This is a genomic window from Caminicella sporogenes DSM 14501 (assembly GCF_900142285.1).
GTDB classification, from domain to species: Bacteria; Bacillota; Clostridia; order Peptostreptococcales; family Caminicellaceae; genus Caminicella; species Caminicella sporogenes.
The window spans coordinates 178,328-194,365 of sequence record NZ_FRAJ01000003.1; the positions used below are offsets into that span (position 1 = coordinate 178,328).

Sequence of the window (16,038 nt, forward strand, 5' to 3'; positions counted from 1 at the left end):
CCTCCTATACGATTTAATTAATCTTAAAGTTACATCACCATTCCACCGTCAACGTTTATAACTTGACCTGTTATATAATTTGCTTCTTCAGATGCAAGGAAAGCAACAACATTTGCAACATCTTCTGGTTTTCCAAATCTTGCAATAGGAATATTTTTCTTGTAGTTTTCAATAACATCAGCAGGAAGTTTATCTGTCATTTCAGTTTCAATAAAACCGGGTGCAACAGCATTCACAGTAATTCCTCTTGCTGCTAGTTCTTTTGCAGCTGACTTTGTAAATCCTATTACTCCTGCTTTTGATGCAGAATAATTTGCCTGTCCTGCATTCCCTATAATGCCAACTACTGACGCAACATTAATTATTTTACCTGACCTTTGCTTCATCATTTTTTTTCCAACTAATTTCGTACATAAATATGTACCTTTAAGATTAATATTTATTACCTTATCCCAATCTTCATCTTTCATTCTAATTAAAAGACCATCTCTAGTAATTCCTGCATTGTTTACTAAAATATCTATACTTTCAAAATTTTTGCTAACTTCTTTTACTAAATTTGCTACATCATCAGGATTTGAAACATCAGCTTTAATTGCAATAGCCTTTCTTCCCATACTTTTTATTTTTTCAACAACTTCTTGAGCTTTTTCAAAATTACTAGTATAATTCACTACTATATCTGCACCTTTTTCTGCTAGTTTTAAAGCTATAGCTTTTCCTATACCTCTTGACCCACCAGTTACAATAGCTGTTTTACCAGATAAATTCATCAATACTATTACCCCCAATTAACATTTAATTTATTTTGTTAAAGATTTTATAGTCTTTTCTAAAGAAGCTATATCTTCTACATTTAAAATAGTAACTTTTTTTGAAATTCTTTTAATAAATCCAGATAGAGCTTTCCCCGGTCCAGCTTCTATAAAAGTATCTACTCCATCTTCTATCATTTTCTTTACTGAATCTTCCCAAAGTACAGGACTGCTAACTTGTCTAATAAGTAATTCCTTTACACTTTCAATAGATTTATAATAATCTGCTGTTACATTAGCAACAACCGGAATATTAAAGTTTGATAACTCTATATTATCTAATTCTTTAGCTAGTTTTTCACCTGCACCTTTTAACATGCTTGAATGAAAAGGTGCAGATACATTCAAGATTACAGCTTTTTTCGCTCCTAATTCCTTTCCTATTTCAACTGCTCTTTCAACAGCTTTCACTTCCCCAGAAATAACTATTTGAACTGGAGAATTGAAATTGGCAGGTTCAACTATACCAACTTCTGAAGCCTTCTCACATGCCTCTAAAACTTTTTCTCTTTCAAGTCCTATAAAAGCTGCCATTGTACCTACTCCTATAGGTACTTCTTCCTGCATATACTTACCTCTCAATTTTACCACTCTTACTGCATCTTTAAAATCTATTACTCCTGCTGCAACGAGAGCTGAATATTCTCCTAAACTTAATCCAGCAACTACATCTGGAAAAATTCCCTTTTCTTTTAAAACTTCATATACAGCTATACTAGCTGTTAATATTGCAGGTTGAGTATTTTCTGTCTTTTTAAGTTCTTCTTCTGGACCTTCAAAACACAACTTTTTCATATCATAGCCAATGGCACTTGAAGCTTTTTCAAAAATTTTATCTGCTACTTCAAAATTATCAACTAATTCTCTACCCATTCCAACATATTGTGCTCCCTGTCCGGGAAAGACAAAAGCTATTTTACCCATGATTTCCCCTCCTAATATTACCATTTTACTACACAAGAACCCCAAGTTAATCCTGCACCAAAACCAACTAATACTACTATATCATTTTCTCTGATTTTATTTTGCTTTACTGCTTCATCTAAAGCTACAGGAATAGAAGCTGCAGACATATTTCCATATTTGTCTAAATTTACATAAACTTTATCCATTGAAAGTTTTAGCCTCTTTGCTGCTGATAAGATTATTCTGATATTTGCTTGATGTGGTACTAAATAATCTACATCTTCTACATTTAGATTGCAGAGTTTCAATGCTTCTTTTGATGCATCTCCCATAATCCTTACTGCAAATTTAAAAACTTCACTTCCATCCATTTTTATATAGTGAAGATTTTGTTTTACAGTTTCAATAGATGCCGGCATTCTTGAACCTCCAGCAGGCTGTGTTAGGAATTTTCCTTTTTCACCATCAGCACCTAAATATGTAGATAAAATTCCTCTACCTTCTTCTACCGGACCTAAAACTACTGCACCTGCTCCATCACCAAATAAAACGCAAGTATTTCTGTCATTCCAATCCATAATTTTAGATAATGTTTCAGCACCAATCACTAAAACATATTTATACACCCCAGTAGCTATAAATTGCTTGCCAACTGTCATTCCATATAAGAAACCTGAACATCCTGCTTCTAAATCAAATGCAGCTGCATTTGCTGCTCCTAAATTGCTTTGAACAATACAAGCAGTCGAAGGAAATGCCATATCAGGAGTAACTGTCGCAACAATTATTAAATCTAAATCTTCCGGCTTAATATTTGCCATTTCAAGTGCTTTTCTTGCAGCCATCGTTGCTAAATCTGATGTAGCAGTAGAATCATCAGCTATACGTCTAGTATGAATACCTGTTCTAGACACTATCCAATCATTAGATGTATCTACCATCTTTTCTAAATCAAAATTTGTAATTTCTTTTTCCGGAAGATAACTACCAGTACCTAAAATCCCTACACTTTGCAAAACATTATTCAAATTTATCAACTCCCATTCTACTAATCATTTCTTCAATATTTTCTATTACTTTATTTTCTGCAAAAATCTCTCCATATTTAATTGCATTTTTTATTGCTTTAGAATTTGAACTTCCATGAGCTTTTACTACAGCACCTTTAATTCCCAATAATGGTGCTCCACCATATTCAGTATAATCAAGCTTTGATTTGAAATTTTTAAAAACATCTTTCAATACAAATGCTGCCAGCTTTTTTACAATACCATTCATTAACTGCTGTTTTAGCATTACAGCCATATTTTTTGCTACACCTTCTGTCAATTTTAATACTATATTTCCTGTAAAGCCATCACAAACTATAACATCAACTAATCCTTCAGGCAAATTTCTCGCTTCAACATTTCCAATAAAATTGAGATTTGAATCTTCAAGAAGTGAAAATGCCTCATTAATTAATTTATTGCCTTTACCTTTTTCAATTCCTATATTAATTAATCCTATTTTGGGTTTTTCAATTTTCAAAACTTTTTCAGCATAAATTAATCCCATTACTGCAAACTCTAGAAGATTATGCGGTTTACAATCTGAATTTGCTCCAGCGTCAACAAGAAGTGAAAAACCCTTTTTAGTAGGATATATAGGTGCTAAAGCAGGTCTATCAATACCTTTTATTCTTCCAACTCTCATTAGACTGCCAACTAATAAAGCACCTGTATTCCCTGCTGAAATAAAACAATCTGCTTCTCTTTTTTTTACTAAGTCAAGTCCAACAATCATGGAAGAATTCTTTTTTCTCTTTACTGCTTGAACAGGTTTGTCTTCATTAGTTATTATTTCATCTGCATTAACTATTTCAATGTTCTTAAAATTATTTGTATACTTAGCTATTTCTTTTTTTATCACTTTTTCTTGTCCAACTAATATCAAACTTGAATTTATTTCCTTTAGAGCTTGTATACTGCCTTTAATAATTTCAGTAGGGGCATTATCTCCTCCCATAATATCAACTGCAATTTTCATTTTTTCACCTCAAATTATATGGATACCAATATAAATTTGCCTCTAAAAACCTGTTCGTCTTTAACTGTAATTTTAACGTGAACAAAATACTTGTTCCCTCTTATTTTCGTAACTTCAGCTTTAGCAATAAGTTTTTGTCCTGCTAAAACAGGAACTCTATATTTAATATTAGCTACACCTGTCAAAGCTACATCAGCATCTATAACAGCCATAGCCAGTGATTCTGCCATTGCAAATATGTAATGTCCTCTTACTATTTTAGTCTTTTTAAATACCATACTAGAATCTGTTTCTAAAATAGAAATTCCTCTTTTATTCAATTCAAGGTCAATCAATTCTCCTACTATTTCAGCTTCAGCAATTGTTCTAACTTTTTTATAATTTGCCTTGGCAACTTTTTTCACTCTTTCTCTTAATTCTGGAATATTTAGTGCAAGTCTATCCAGTCTAATAGTCTGTATACTAACATTAAACATATCACTCAATTCTTCATCAGTGATAAAAGGGTCTTCCTCAATAACCTTTAAAAACTTTTCTTGTCTTTCTTTTTTACTTAATTTTCTGGAAGACATTTTTCCACCTCTTTAAAAATAATATTAGTACCTAGTTCTAATAATAAGTATAAATTATATTATCATATAAAGCAAGTTAATTTTAAGTTTTAAACTATCAGTTTTTATTTTTATATGCCTAGACTTCAGATTAATTCTTTAACTACAATCCTTCATTCTTAGCTCTAAACTTTTAACTTATAATTTTTATTCTACCTGTTTTAAAAATATACTTTATTACAAAAAACGTTTAAATTTTTACAAAAAAATAAATAAACCTCACTATTATATTAGTGAGGTCCCTTACAACTAATCAACTTTAATTACTTCTTTATCTCCATAGTAACCACATGATTTGCAAACTCTATGTGGTAAATTTGGTTCATTACATTGTGGGCATTTAATTACATTTGGAGCTGTCATTTTAATATTAGCAGCTCTTCTCTTATCTCTTCTAGCCTTTGAAGTTTTTCGTTTAGGTACTGCCATCGTTACACCTCCTCATTATTGCTAAAAAAATTTTTTAATTTTTCCAATCTTGGATCAATTTTTTCTTTGTTGCATTTACATTTATTTATATTTAGATTTTCACCACATGTTGGACATAAACCTTTACAATCTTCTTTACACAAAACTTTCATAGGCAAAGATAAAATTACTGCTTCATTTACTAAAGCAGACAATTCTATTGTATCACCCTCAAGATATAGACTGTCATCTTCATTATCTTCAATTTCAGTTTTGCCAAGTTTTATTTTTGTAACTATGTGTCCATTAATTTCTTTATCAACTTCTTCTAAACATCTATTACATCTAAAAGTTATATTGCCTGAAAAATTTAATTCAACTATATATTCTTCATTTTTTTTATAAATTTTACCTAAAAAGTGTAAGGGCTTTGCATTGACTATATCATAGCTTTCAAAAATTTCATCTTTATCAAGGGTGTAATAAAAATCTAAATCAATACAACTTTCTCTACAACTAATTAACTGCTCTAAATTGATTTTCATAAATTCACCTCATAGCATGGACAGATTTATTATACAGAGCTAAATGATATTTGTCAAGCAAAAGTACTTGATAAAATACAAATATTTATACATTTAAGAAATATAGGTAGGATAGCTCCTACCTATAGATTATTTTACTAAATCAATTGTATCTCTTGCAATCATCAATTCTTCATTTGTAGGAATAACTAATATTTTTACCTTTGAATCTTCTGTACTAACAACTGCTTCTTTACCTCTTATATTGTTCTTTTCTTTATCTAATTTCACACCCATAAACTCAAGATTTTCACATATAGCTTCCCTATTAGTGATTGAGTTTTCTCCTAAGCCTGCAGTAAATACTATGGCATCTACGCCACCCATAACTGCAGCATATGCAGCTATATACTTCTTAACTCTCATATCAAATTTATCTATAGCAAGTTTAGCTCTTTCATTTCCATTAGCAGCAGCTTCTTCAATATCTCTAAAGTCACTACTTACACCAGATATTCCAAGTACTCCAGATTTTTTATTTAAAAGATTGTTCATACCATTAATATCTAAATTTTCCTTTTCCATTACAAAAGTTACTATAGCAGGGTCAATATCTCCACATCTAGTTCCCATTACTAATCCCTCTAATGGAGTAAAGCCCATACTTGTATCTACAGATTTACCATTTTGAATAGCTGCTAAACTTGCACCATTTCCTAAATGACAAGTAATTATTTTAAGTTCTTTTATATCTTTTCCTAAAATCTCAGCAGCTCTTTGTGATACATATCTATGACTTGTTCCATGGAAACCATACTTTCTCACACCATATTTTTCATAAAGTTCATATGGAAGTGGGTATATATATGCATGTTTCGGCATAGTTTGATGAAAAGCTGTATCAAAAACTCCTACCATTGGTACATTAGGCATAAGCTCTTGACAAGCTCTAATTCCCATTAAATTTGGCGGATTATGTAAAGGTGCAAGTTCTATACATTCTTCTAATGCTTTTATTACTTCATCATCAATAACTACTGAACCGCTAAATTTCTCTCCACCATGTACAACTCTATGACCAACAGCATTAATTTCTGACATATCTTTTATAGCTCCATGCTTTTCATCAACTAAAGCATCTAACACTAATTTTAATGCATCTTTATGGTCTTTTATAGGCTGCTTTATTACCACTTTATCATCTAACTTAGCAGTTTCATGCTTCAGCCTAGAACCTTCTATTCCTATTCTTTCCACAAGACCTTTTGCTAAAACGTTTTCAGTCTTCATATCAATAAGTTGATATTTTAATGAAGAACTACCACAATTGATAACTAAAACATTCATTTTTATACCTCCTATTATATCTAAATTAAATTATTTGTTAATAAATAATTTTTATACTTCCAATTATAATAATTATAAAATAATGAAGAAATTTTTCAAGTTTAATTTTGCCTTTTTTGTTATTTTAGACAAATAAATTTATAATAAAATAATATAAGACAAAAAAATTTTATTTTATTATTTACTATAGGAGGGAAACATGAAAATATTAGGAATAATAGCAGAATATAATCCATTTCACAATGGACATAAATATCATCTAAATAAGTCATTAAAGATTACAGGTGCAACCCACACCATAGCAGTTATGAGCGGCAATTTTCTACAAAGAGGTGAACCTGCACTATTTGATAAATGGGAAAGAGCAAAAATGTGCATAAAAGAAGGTTTAGATTTAGTTATAGAACTTCCTACTATCTATGCTTGTAATAGCGCTGAGTTTTTTGCAAAAGGAAGTATTTCTATCCTCAATTTTCTAAACATTGTAGACTATATATGTTTTGGAAGTGAAAGCGGTAAAATTGAAAATCTAAAAAATATAGCTGATATTTTATGTGATGAACCTAAAGAATATAAACTTTTATTAAAAAAATACTTGAATACGGGAATTACTTTCCCTAAAGCTAGAGAATTAGCACTAAAAGAATATTTAAAACAATTTTCTATTTTAAACATGAAAGAAGATGTTTTAAATTCTCCAAATAATATTCTCGCAATTGAATATTTAAAAGCCTTAAAACAATTAAACAGCAGTATAAAACCAATAACAATAGAAAGAATTAAAGCAGACTACAACTCCGATAAATTTTATGAAAATATATGCAGTGCTACTGCCATAAGAAAATTTCTTTTAAATAATTTAGATAAAATTGATACTCTTAAAAATGTAATTCCAGAAAACAGTTTTGAAATTCTCATAGATAATATTTTAAAATCAAAAGGACCTATTTTCATTCATGATTTAGAACAAATTATATTCTATAAATTGAGAACTGCTTCTCCTAATGATTTAAAACAAATTCATGATATAAATGAAGGTCTTGAAAACAGACTAAAAAAAGCCTGCTTAATTTCAAATTCTCTTAAAGAACTTATAGACAATATAAAAACTAAAAGATATGCTTTAACGAGAATACAGAGAATACTGATAAACTCATTAATTAATATAACCAAATCTGATATTGAACTTATAAAAAAAGATTTTCAGCCAAAATATCTCAGGATTTTAGGATTTTCAAAAAAAGGAACAGATATTATTAAAATGATAAAAAAATCTTGCGATATACCAATAATAACTAATTTAAAACAATATTATCCCCAAGATAAAATTGCAAAACGAATTTTAGAAATAGATATAATATCATCTGATATATACAGTCTCCTCTATAAAAATAAAAGTATGAAACGAGGAAGTTATGATTACATAAAAAAACCGTATATAGACTTTAAATAAACTTATAAATGTTCCTTTTCAAGTAATAAAATTACCATCTCACAATATATATTAGATATACATTATTAGGAGATGGTGTCAATTGATTTCGGTTTTCATATTTTTAATAATAGTTATTTTTGCTTTTATATTGTTAAAACAAAATAAAATAATTTTAAAAAATCTAAAGTACATATTAATGATGATAATAATTACATGCATGGTCTTTCTTATTGTCCTATATCCTAAAGAAATAATTGAAGCTACACAAAATGGCTTAAACGTATGGTTTAACTCGGTACTACCTTCTCTACTACCTTTTTTTATTGGTTCAGAATTATTAGTAGGATTGGGAATAGTAAAATTTTTAGGTATCCTTATCGAACCAATTATTAAACCCGTTTTTAAAGTTCCCGGAGAAGCTTCTTTTGTATTTGCAATGAGTATTACATCTGGGTATCCAATGGGTGCAAAATTGACATCTTATTTGCGTAAAAATAAAAGTATAAGTAAAGTTGAAGCGCAAAGAATGATTGCATTTTGCAGTACTTCTGGTCCTTTATTTATCATTGGTGCTGTAGCAATAGGAATGTTCAGCTCTCCAAAAATTGGACCTTATATTGCACTATCTCATTATTTGGGAGCTCTAACCATAGGTATACTATTTAGATTTTACAAATCAAATGAAACATACTCATCTAAAAAAAATGGTAAAAAAAATATATTGAGAAATGCTTTTAATGAAATGATTTATGCACGACAAAAAGATGGACGGTCTTTTGGAAAATTGTTAAGTGATTCAGTTAATGAATCTATTTCTACTTTAATCCTAATAGGTGGACTAATTGTAGTATTTTCAGTTATAAACTGTGAACTGTCATTAATAGGTTTAACAGATTATATATATAAAATTACTAAAAATATATTTAATACAAACATAACTAAAAATTTAATTGAAACAATATTTGCCGGTTTTATTGAAATAACAATGGGATGCAAATTAGCATCCCAACTAGTTAATTTTACTCCTATTGTTAAAATAGTTTTAGCAACTATGATAATTTCTTGGAGTGGACTGTCAATCCACGCACAAGTTGCAAGCTTAATAAACGAAACCGATATAGATATTAAAATATATATTTTTTCTAAATTTTTACACTCAATTTTTTCAGGTATGTACATATATATAATTGCAAAAATTTTTAAACTTACACTGGCATACACATATAAAGAAACATTTCTTCAAGAATTTCAAGGAATAAAAAATTACTGTTGGTTTAATACATTTTTCTTTTCAACAAAATTATTTTTAACAATACTCTGTACATTAGCATGCATTGGAATCTTTTTTAGTCTAATAAATAAAAATAATAATTAAATATTCATTTCTTTTAATTCCATCCTATTATTTCTGATGATTTCAGATACATCAGAAATATTTTTTTCAAGTTTTTCTAATATTTCATCAGCATACTGTAGTGAACCCACTCTAATTTCATGTGCTTGTTTTTTAGCTTGTTCAACAATTTCATTAGCCTTATCTTGTGCTAATTTAATAATTTCTTGTTGATTAATTAATTCTTCTACCTGTCTTTTTGCTTCTTCAATAATTCTTTCAGCTTCACTTTGAGCATCTATTAATATCTTATTCCTTTCTTCTCTAATCCACTGAGCTTGCTTTACTTCATCTGGAAGTTGTATTCTTATCTCTTTCAACAACTCAGTAATCTCTTCTCTATCTATTAATACTTTCCCAGAAAAAGGTATTGAAGAACCATTTTCCAAAATATCTTCTAGTTCATCTAATAAATTTAACACACTCATAACCATGTCCCCCTTAAAATCAAAGTTTTTCTTGTAATTTTTCTACAACGATTTTTGGGACTAATCCTTCTATACTACCACCGAATTTATATACTTCCTTTATCAAACTCGAACTTAAATAAGAATATTCACTATTTGTCATCATAAATATTGTCTCTATATTTTCATTTAACTTTCTGTTCATCAAAGCCATTTGAAATTCATACTCAAAATCTGATATAGCTCTCAAACCTTTAACAATTATATTTGCATTTATATTATTCATATAATCTATTAATAAACCAGAAAAGTAATCTATTTTGACATTATTTAAATCTTTCGTAGCTTCTTTAATCATTTCTACTCGTTCATCAAGATTAAAAATAGGTTTTTTATTTGGATTATTCAAAACTGCAACAACTAACTTATCAAAAATTTTTGCAGACCTCTTGATTATATCTAAATGTCCATTAGTTATTGGATCAAAACTTCCAGGATAAACTGCTATTTTCATTTTAAGCCTCCTTAGAATAAAAAGAAATAATTGTCTTGCCATATTTTCTTTCTTTAACCTTTATTAAAGCTTCTACTCTATCTGGAAGAACATCTTTTACATCATGTTCTACAGCAATAATTCCTTCCTCTTTTAAAATATTATTATTGCAAATTTCTTCTAAACACGGTATTATAAAGCCTTTTAAATATGGTGGGTCCATAAAGATTATATCAAAATTTTCCCCTTTTTCTCCAAACTCTCTTATTGCCATAAATACATCTTTTATAATTATTTTAATTTTATCATTTAATTTTGTCTTTATAACATTTTCCTTAATAATATTAAAACATTTTCTATTTTTTTCTACTAGATATGCAAAAGAAGCTCCTCTGCTAATAGCTTCTATTCCTAAATTACCTGTACCAGAAAATAAATCTAAAACTTTACCACTTTCTATAGAAGGAGCTAATATACTAAATAATGCCTCTTTCACTCTATCGCTAGTAGGTCTAGTGTCTAAACCTTTTAATGTTTTTAATTTTGTTCCTTTAGCCTGTCCTGCAATTACTCTCAAAAAAATCGCTCCTTTCATCAAATTTATTTTAGCATAAATGTTAATTACAGACAAACAAAATAATAAAAAGCATCTTTTTATTCATAAAAGATAAGAGGTAATAGCACTCTATTACCTCTTATCTAAATATATTATTTACCTGACATTTGTTTTTCAGCCATTTCAACTAATTTTTTAGTCATATAGCCTCCAACATAGCCATTTTGTCTAGCTGTTAAATTCCCTTTATCGATATTTTGATAATTTGTAAGTCCAAGCTCATTTGCTATTTCATTTTTCATTTGATTTAAAGCTGCTCTTGCTTCAGGAACAACTTTTTGATTTTTGTTAGCCATCTATATCACCTCCTATTAATTTTAATTTCTCCATAATTTATTTTATTTAGTCTAACAATTTTTTCTTTAAATTCTAATATAATACTTTTTTGAATTAGGAGGTGATTTATGTAAAATTTATATAGAAAAATTATCTAATAATCCCTTGAAATACTTTTTAACTTTAATAAAAAATTTCCTTCTTTCTTCATCGTTTAAATCATTAAAATTGTCAACTATATTTCTTGCTTCATTTTGAGCAATTTTTAAAATATCTGCATGTTTAAATAAATTTGCAATTTTAAGTTCCGGTAGTCCATGTTGTCTAGTTCCAAAAAAATCTCCCGGTCCACGCAATTCTAAATCTTTTTCTGCTATTATAAATCCATTATTTGTATTTTCCATGATTTTCATTCTTTCTTTAGTATTTTTACTAGTATTACTAGTTACTAAGAAACAGTATGATTGATATTTCCCTCTGCCCACTCTTCCTCTAAGCTGATGAAGTTGTGCTAATCCAAACCTTTCTGCATTTTGTATAACAATAACAGTGGCATTTGGAACATTTATGCCTACTTCTATAACTGTCGTTGAAACCAATATATCCAATTTACCAGATTTAAATTTTTGCATTACTTCATCTTTTTTGACTGAATCCATTTTACCGTGTATTAGTCCTATATTATTAAATTTAAAATAATTATCCTTCAATTCTTTATACAAATTTACAGCTGATTTGGCTTTTATATTTTCAGAATCTTCTACTAAAGGACATACAATATATGCCTGTCTTCCTTCTTGTATTTGCGACTTTATAAATTTATATAATTTAGGTAACTTTTTTTCGTTTATACTATAAGTCTTAATATATTTTCTTCCCGGAGGAAGTTCATCAATTATCGAAATATCTAAATCTCCGTATAATATTAAAGACAACGTTCTAGGTATAGGGGTAGCAGTCATTACTATCATATTTATATTTTTACCCTTTTGTTTTAAAAAACTCCTCTGTCTAACTCCAAATCTATGCTGCTCATCAGTAACTACTAATCCTAAATTATGAAATTCTATATTATCCTGAATTATAGCATGTGTTCCAATAATAATATTAAGCTTACCACTTTTAATCTTATTTAATACTTCATCTTTGTCTTTTACACTCCTAGTCAATAAACCTATATTAACTCCAACAGGATTTAAAATCTTTTCAAAAGTTTTAAAATGCTGTTCAGCCAAAATTTCCGTAGGAGCCATTAATGCACTTTGGTATCCATTTAAATATGCTAAATACATAGCTAAAAGAGCTACTATTGTTTTCCCTGAACCTACATCACCTTGAACAAGTCTATTCATAACTTTTCCACTTGATACATCTTTAATTATATCTTTTATGACCTTTTTTTGTGCATTTGTCAACTGAAATGGAAAATTATTAATGAGCTCATAAAATTCATGTGGCACATCATATCTTACACCTTTGTTAGATGAAATATACTGTTTTTTTATTATAAATAATCCTAACTGTAAAAAAAACAGTTCTTCAAATACTAATCTATACTTAGCAACTTTTAAAGCTTTTATAGATGTAGGAAAATGAATATTTTTTATTGCAAAATTTATATCACATATTCTGTTCTTATTTAAAATATAAGAAGGAAGATATTCTTCTAATTTTATATTAGATTCTAATAAAATTTTTTTTTGTAAATTTATTATATCATTTTGCGATATTCCTTTTGTCAATCCATAAACCGGCTGAATAGTTGCAAATTCTTCTAATTTACACTTTTTAATATTTTTAAATTCAGGATGTTTTATTTGAATATAATTATTTTTTATTTCAATTTTTCCATAAAAATAAAATACTTCATCTTTTTTAAATATATTTTTTAAATATGGTGAATTAAAAAAAGTTACATATCCTTTTTTAGTATTATCTGACACAAGTACTCTTAATACTTTTAACTTTTTATTTTTATTAAATTCTTGAGGCTCATCACATATTCTAGCTACTATTGTCGCTTTTTCCCCATCTGATACACTCGATAAATTCTTTATATTTCTCTTGTTTTCATAAGACTTTGGAAAGTAGTATATCAAGTCTACAATATTTTTTATACCAATTTTAGAAAAATATGCTGCCTTTTTTGGTCCAATTCCTTTAATTTTTTCTATTTTGTCATCTAGACCAAACATTTTAACACCTCAAACTAAGAAAAAAGTATGTTCATAACTATTCAACAGAAAAGATATAATAATAAAGCGGTTGTCCACCAAAATATACTTCTATATCGAGTTCAGGATAAATTTCTTCCATCTTTGATGCAAATTCATTAGCTGTTTCTTCACTAATTTCACTACCGTAATAAATTGTTAAAATTTCATGTTCATCATTGATAACTTTCCTTAAAGCTTCATCGGCCACAGAATTTATACTATTGCCAACTGAAATTATTTCTCCATCAGCTATTCCTAATATATCACCTTTGTTTATCTTTAAATCTTTAAAAGAAGAATCTCTTACTGAATAAGTTATTTGAACTGTTTTTACATTGTTTAAAGCTTCCATCATATTATCAAAATTTTCTTTTATGCTCAGAGAAGGGTCAAATTGAATAAGTGAAGTTATTCCTTGAGGAATTGTCTTCGTAGGTATTACAAATACATTTTTTTCTGTAATTTCTTTAGCTTGATTAGCAGCTAATATAATATTACTGTTATTTGGCAAAATAAATATATTATCGGCATTTATTTCATTTATAGCTTTTACAATATCTTCAGTACTAGGATTCATAGTTTGTCCGCCGCTAATTACTTTATCCACATTCAAATCTTTAAATATGTTGTATAGTCCTTCTCCCATAGCAACAGAAATTATTCCATATTTTTTCTTTTCTTCTGTTTTCTTTATGTCTTTATTTGCAACTACTTTATTCTGATGCTGATACCTCATATTGTCAATTTTAATATTTATAAGTTCTCCTATTTCAAGCCCATATTCAATAACTTTTCCCGGATTATTAGTATGAATATGAACTTTTATCAAATCTTCATCTCCAACAACTAACATTGAATCTCCTAAATTTTTTATTTTATTTTTTAATTCATTTAAATATGAACTATTTCCCTTAATTATAAATTCAGTACAATATCCAAATTCTATCACTCCATCATGTTCATCTTTAATCTGAACTTTACTGCTATATGTATTTATTTCTTCTTCAGAAATTTCTCCATTTAAAGCTTCTTCAAATCCTTTTAAAATGAATATTAAACCTTTACCTCCAGCGTCTACAACTCCAGCTTGTTTTAAAGCATTTAACATATCTGGTGTTTTTTCAAGAATTTTTTCTCCATATTCAATTATTTCAGAAAAAAATTCATTAAAATCTAAATTTTTACTAGTTATCTCTAATGCTTTTTTGCTCACTTCTCTTATTATTGTCAATATAGTTCCTTCTATTGGTTTCATGACAGCTTTATAAGCTACATCTGAAGCACTTTTAAGTGCCGTAGAAAAATCTTTAATGCTAAGAACTTCTTTATCCTTACAAGCTTTTTCAAAACCTCTAAAAATTTGAGATAGTATAACTCCAGAATTTCCTCTTGCTCCCATAAGAGAACCATCTGCAATAGCCTTTGCAATATTTGAAATACTAGGCTCTTTTATTTTAGAAATTTCACTTACTGCTGATTCCATCGTAAGAAACATATTAGTTCCTGTATCTCCATCAGGAACTGGAAATACATTTAGTGAATCTACTACTTCTCTATTTTTGCTTAATTTATAAGCACCTTGTATAAACATTTTTTTTAAAGTTTCTCCGTCTATCTGTCTTAATTTCAACTCTATAGCCTCCTTTAAGCTTGTACTCTTACTCCTTCTATATTTATATTAATTTTTTTTACTTTTAATCCTGTCTGCTCCTCGACACTATATTTTACCCTATCAATGATATTCTGTGCAACTACAGAAATTTTTGTACCAAATTGAACTATAACAAACAAATCAATTATAACATAATTTTCTTCAATGTGAACTTTTACTCCTTTACTTAAATTTTCCCTTTTTAATAATTTTACAATACCACCAGCCGCAGATTTAGATGCCATTCCAACTAATCCATAACATTCCATAGCAGCAGCACCAGCAATAGATGAAATTACTTCACTGTTTATATAAATATACCCATATTCATTTTCTAATTTAACTGCCATTTTAAAAAACCTCCTTAATCAGAGAAAAAAATCTCTGTCATTGACTTTATTGTTACTTATTATTCTATAGTAATGTAAAAATATATTCAATTATAAAACATAAATAAAACAAGAATAATTATTGATTGGTATTGCAAAAAATAAGCATATTGTGATAAAATAAATATGTTTTTAAAATAAACAATTTGATTATTTAGGAAATCCACTCGAGGAGGTGTAATATATGGCAAAAAAATGTGCAATATGTGGAAAGGGACAAATTACAGGTAATAAAGTGAGCCACTCAAATCGTCATTCAAGAAGAACTTGGATGCCAAACGTAAAAAAAGTAAGAGCTATTGTAAATGGTTCACCTAAAAAAATAACTGTATGTACAAGATGCCTACGTTCAGGAAAAGTAGAAAGAGCTATATAATTTTAAATTTAGAAAAGGCCTACGATAAAGTAGGCTTCTTACTTTTTATATACAAAATAATTTACAGCCAATTAATATAAGTATAAGCCCAATGAAAACTATCCATATTCTAAAAGGTATTATAATAATCATTAGAATAAAAATACA

18 protein-coding genes are annotated in these 16,038 nt (G+C 28.2%); 3 read left to right on the forward strand and 15 right to left on the reverse strand.

Features of this window, described 5'->3' with window-relative positions; genetic code table 11:
* Window positions 1-29 precede the first annotated feature (29 nt).
* The 8 genes from fabG to BUA90_RS00965 form a co-directional block, all read right to left on the reverse strand.
* A complete protein-coding gene (gene fabG, locus BUA90_RS00930) occupies window positions 30-776 on the reverse strand; it encodes a 3-oxoacyl-[acyl-carrier-protein] reductase (RefSeq protein ID WP_408608421.1) in 747 nt (248 codons plus the stop codon).
* A 27-nt stretch (window positions 777-803) separates the two neighbouring features.
* Window positions 804-1,739 (reverse strand): ACP S-malonyltransferase, encoded by a 936-nt coding sequence (gene fabD / locus BUA90_RS00935; RefSeq protein ID WP_072965510.1) that lies wholly within the window; start codon window positions 1,737-1,739, stop codon window positions 804-806.
* 17 nt (window positions 1,740-1,756) lie between these two features.
* On the reverse strand, window positions 1,757-2,749 hold the full coding sequence (locus BUA90_RS00940) for a beta-ketoacyl-ACP synthase III (RefSeq protein WP_072965511.1): 993 nt from the start codon (window positions 2,747-2,749) through the stop codon (window positions 1,757-1,759).
* The gene (plsX, locus tag BUA90_RS00945; protein ID WP_072965512.1) at window positions 2,742-3,749 is read right to left on the reverse strand and encodes a phosphate acyltransferase PlsX; all 1,008 of its coding nucleotides are present in this window, start codon (window positions 3,747-3,749) and stop codon (window positions 2,742-2,744) included. Before plsX ends, BUA90_RS00940 begins: the two co-directional genes overlap by 8 nt.
* A 14-nt stretch (window positions 3,750-3,763) precedes the next feature.
* Window positions 3,764-4,321, reverse strand: a complete 558-nt coding sequence (gene fapR, locus BUA90_RS00950) for a transcription factor FapR (RefSeq protein ID WP_072965513.1) — start codon at window positions 4,319-4,321, stop codon at window positions 3,764-3,766.
* 288 nt (window positions 4,322-4,609) lie between these two features.
* Window positions 4,610-4,789 carry a 50S ribosomal protein L32 gene (rpmF, locus tag BUA90_RS00955; protein WP_072965514.1) on the reverse strand — a complete coding sequence of 60 codons (180 nt, stop codon included), beginning with the start codon at window positions 4,787-4,789 and terminating at the stop codon, window positions 4,610-4,612.
* A gap of 2 nt (window positions 4,790-4,791) precedes the next feature.
* Window positions 4,792-5,313 carry a YceD family protein gene (locus BUA90_RS00960; protein ID WP_072965515.1) on the reverse strand — a complete coding sequence of 174 codons (522 nt, stop codon included), beginning with the start codon at window positions 5,311-5,313 and terminating at the stop codon, window positions 4,792-4,794.
* 129 nt (window positions 5,314-5,442) lie between these two features.
* Window positions 5,443-6,639: an acetate/propionate family kinase gene (locus tag BUA90_RS00965; protein WP_072965516.1), complete on the reverse strand. Its 1,197-nt coding sequence runs from the start codon at window positions 6,637-6,639 to the stop codon at window positions 5,443-5,445.
* A gap of 199 nt (window positions 6,640-6,838) precedes the next feature.
* Here BUA90_RS00965 and BUA90_RS00970 point away from each other — a divergent pair, with 199 nt between their 5' ends.
* Entirely contained in the window at window positions 6,839-8,092 is a 1,254-nt protein-coding gene (locus BUA90_RS00970; RefSeq protein ID WP_072965517.1) for a nucleotidyltransferase, read from the forward strand.
* Window positions 8,093-8,174: 82 nt separating this feature from the next.
* The gene (ylbJ, locus tag BUA90_RS00975; protein ID WP_094756654.1) at window positions 8,175-9,449 is read left to right on the forward strand and encodes a sporulation integral membrane protein YlbJ; all 1,275 of its coding nucleotides are present in this window, start codon (window positions 8,175-8,177) and stop codon (window positions 9,447-9,449) included.
* Here ylbJ and BUA90_RS00980 read toward each other — a convergent pair.
* The 7 genes from BUA90_RS00980 to BUA90_RS01010 form a co-directional block, all read right to left on the reverse strand.
* Complete coding sequence (locus BUA90_RS00980; RefSeq protein ID WP_072965518.1) at window positions 9,446-9,895, reverse strand: ATPase; 450 nt, start codon at window positions 9,893-9,895, stop codon at window positions 9,446-9,448. The genes ylbJ and BUA90_RS00980 overlap by 4 nt on opposite strands.
* Before the next feature lie 19 nt (window positions 9,896-9,914).
* Window positions 9,915-10,388, reverse strand: a complete 474-nt coding sequence (coaD, locus tag BUA90_RS00985) for a pantetheine-phosphate adenylyltransferase (protein ID WP_072965519.1) — start codon at window positions 10,386-10,388, stop codon at window positions 9,915-9,917.
* 1 nt (window position 10,389) lies between these two features.
* Window positions 10,390-10,944 (reverse strand): 16S rRNA (guanine(966)-N(2))-methyltransferase RsmD, encoded by a 555-nt coding sequence (gene rsmD / locus BUA90_RS00990; RefSeq protein ID WP_242945010.1) that lies wholly within the window; start codon window positions 10,942-10,944, stop codon window positions 10,390-10,392.
* A gap of 131 nt (window positions 10,945-11,075) precedes the next feature.
* Window positions 11,076-11,279, reverse strand: a complete 204-nt coding sequence (locus BUA90_RS00995; RefSeq protein ID WP_072965520.1) for an alpha/beta-type small acid-soluble spore protein — start codon at window positions 11,277-11,279, stop codon at window positions 11,076-11,078.
* A gap of 117 nt (window positions 11,280-11,396) precedes the next feature.
* On the reverse strand, window positions 11,397-13,454 hold the full coding sequence (recG, locus tag BUA90_RS01000) for an ATP-dependent DNA helicase RecG (RefSeq protein ID WP_072965521.1): 2,058 nt from the start codon (window positions 13,452-13,454) through the stop codon (window positions 11,397-11,399).
* 37 nt (window positions 13,455-13,491) lie between these two features.
* The gene (locus BUA90_RS01005; RefSeq protein ID WP_094756656.1) at window positions 13,492-15,105 is read right to left on the reverse strand and encodes a DAK2 domain-containing protein; all 1,614 of its coding nucleotides are present in this window, start codon (window positions 15,103-15,105) and stop codon (window positions 13,492-13,494) included.
* A gap of 14 nt (window positions 15,106-15,119) precedes the next feature.
* Entirely contained in the window at window positions 15,120-15,476 is a 357-nt protein-coding gene (locus BUA90_RS01010; protein ID WP_072965522.1) for an Asp23/Gls24 family envelope stress response protein, read from the reverse strand.
* Between the two features lie 223 nt (window positions 15,477-15,699).
* Here BUA90_RS01010 and rpmB point away from each other — a divergent pair, with 223 nt between their 5' ends.
* Entirely contained in the window at window positions 15,700-15,891 is a 192-nt protein-coding gene (rpmB, locus tag BUA90_RS01015) for a 50S ribosomal protein L28 (RefSeq protein WP_072965523.1), read from the forward strand.
* Window positions 15,892-16,038: the final 147 nt, after the last annotated feature.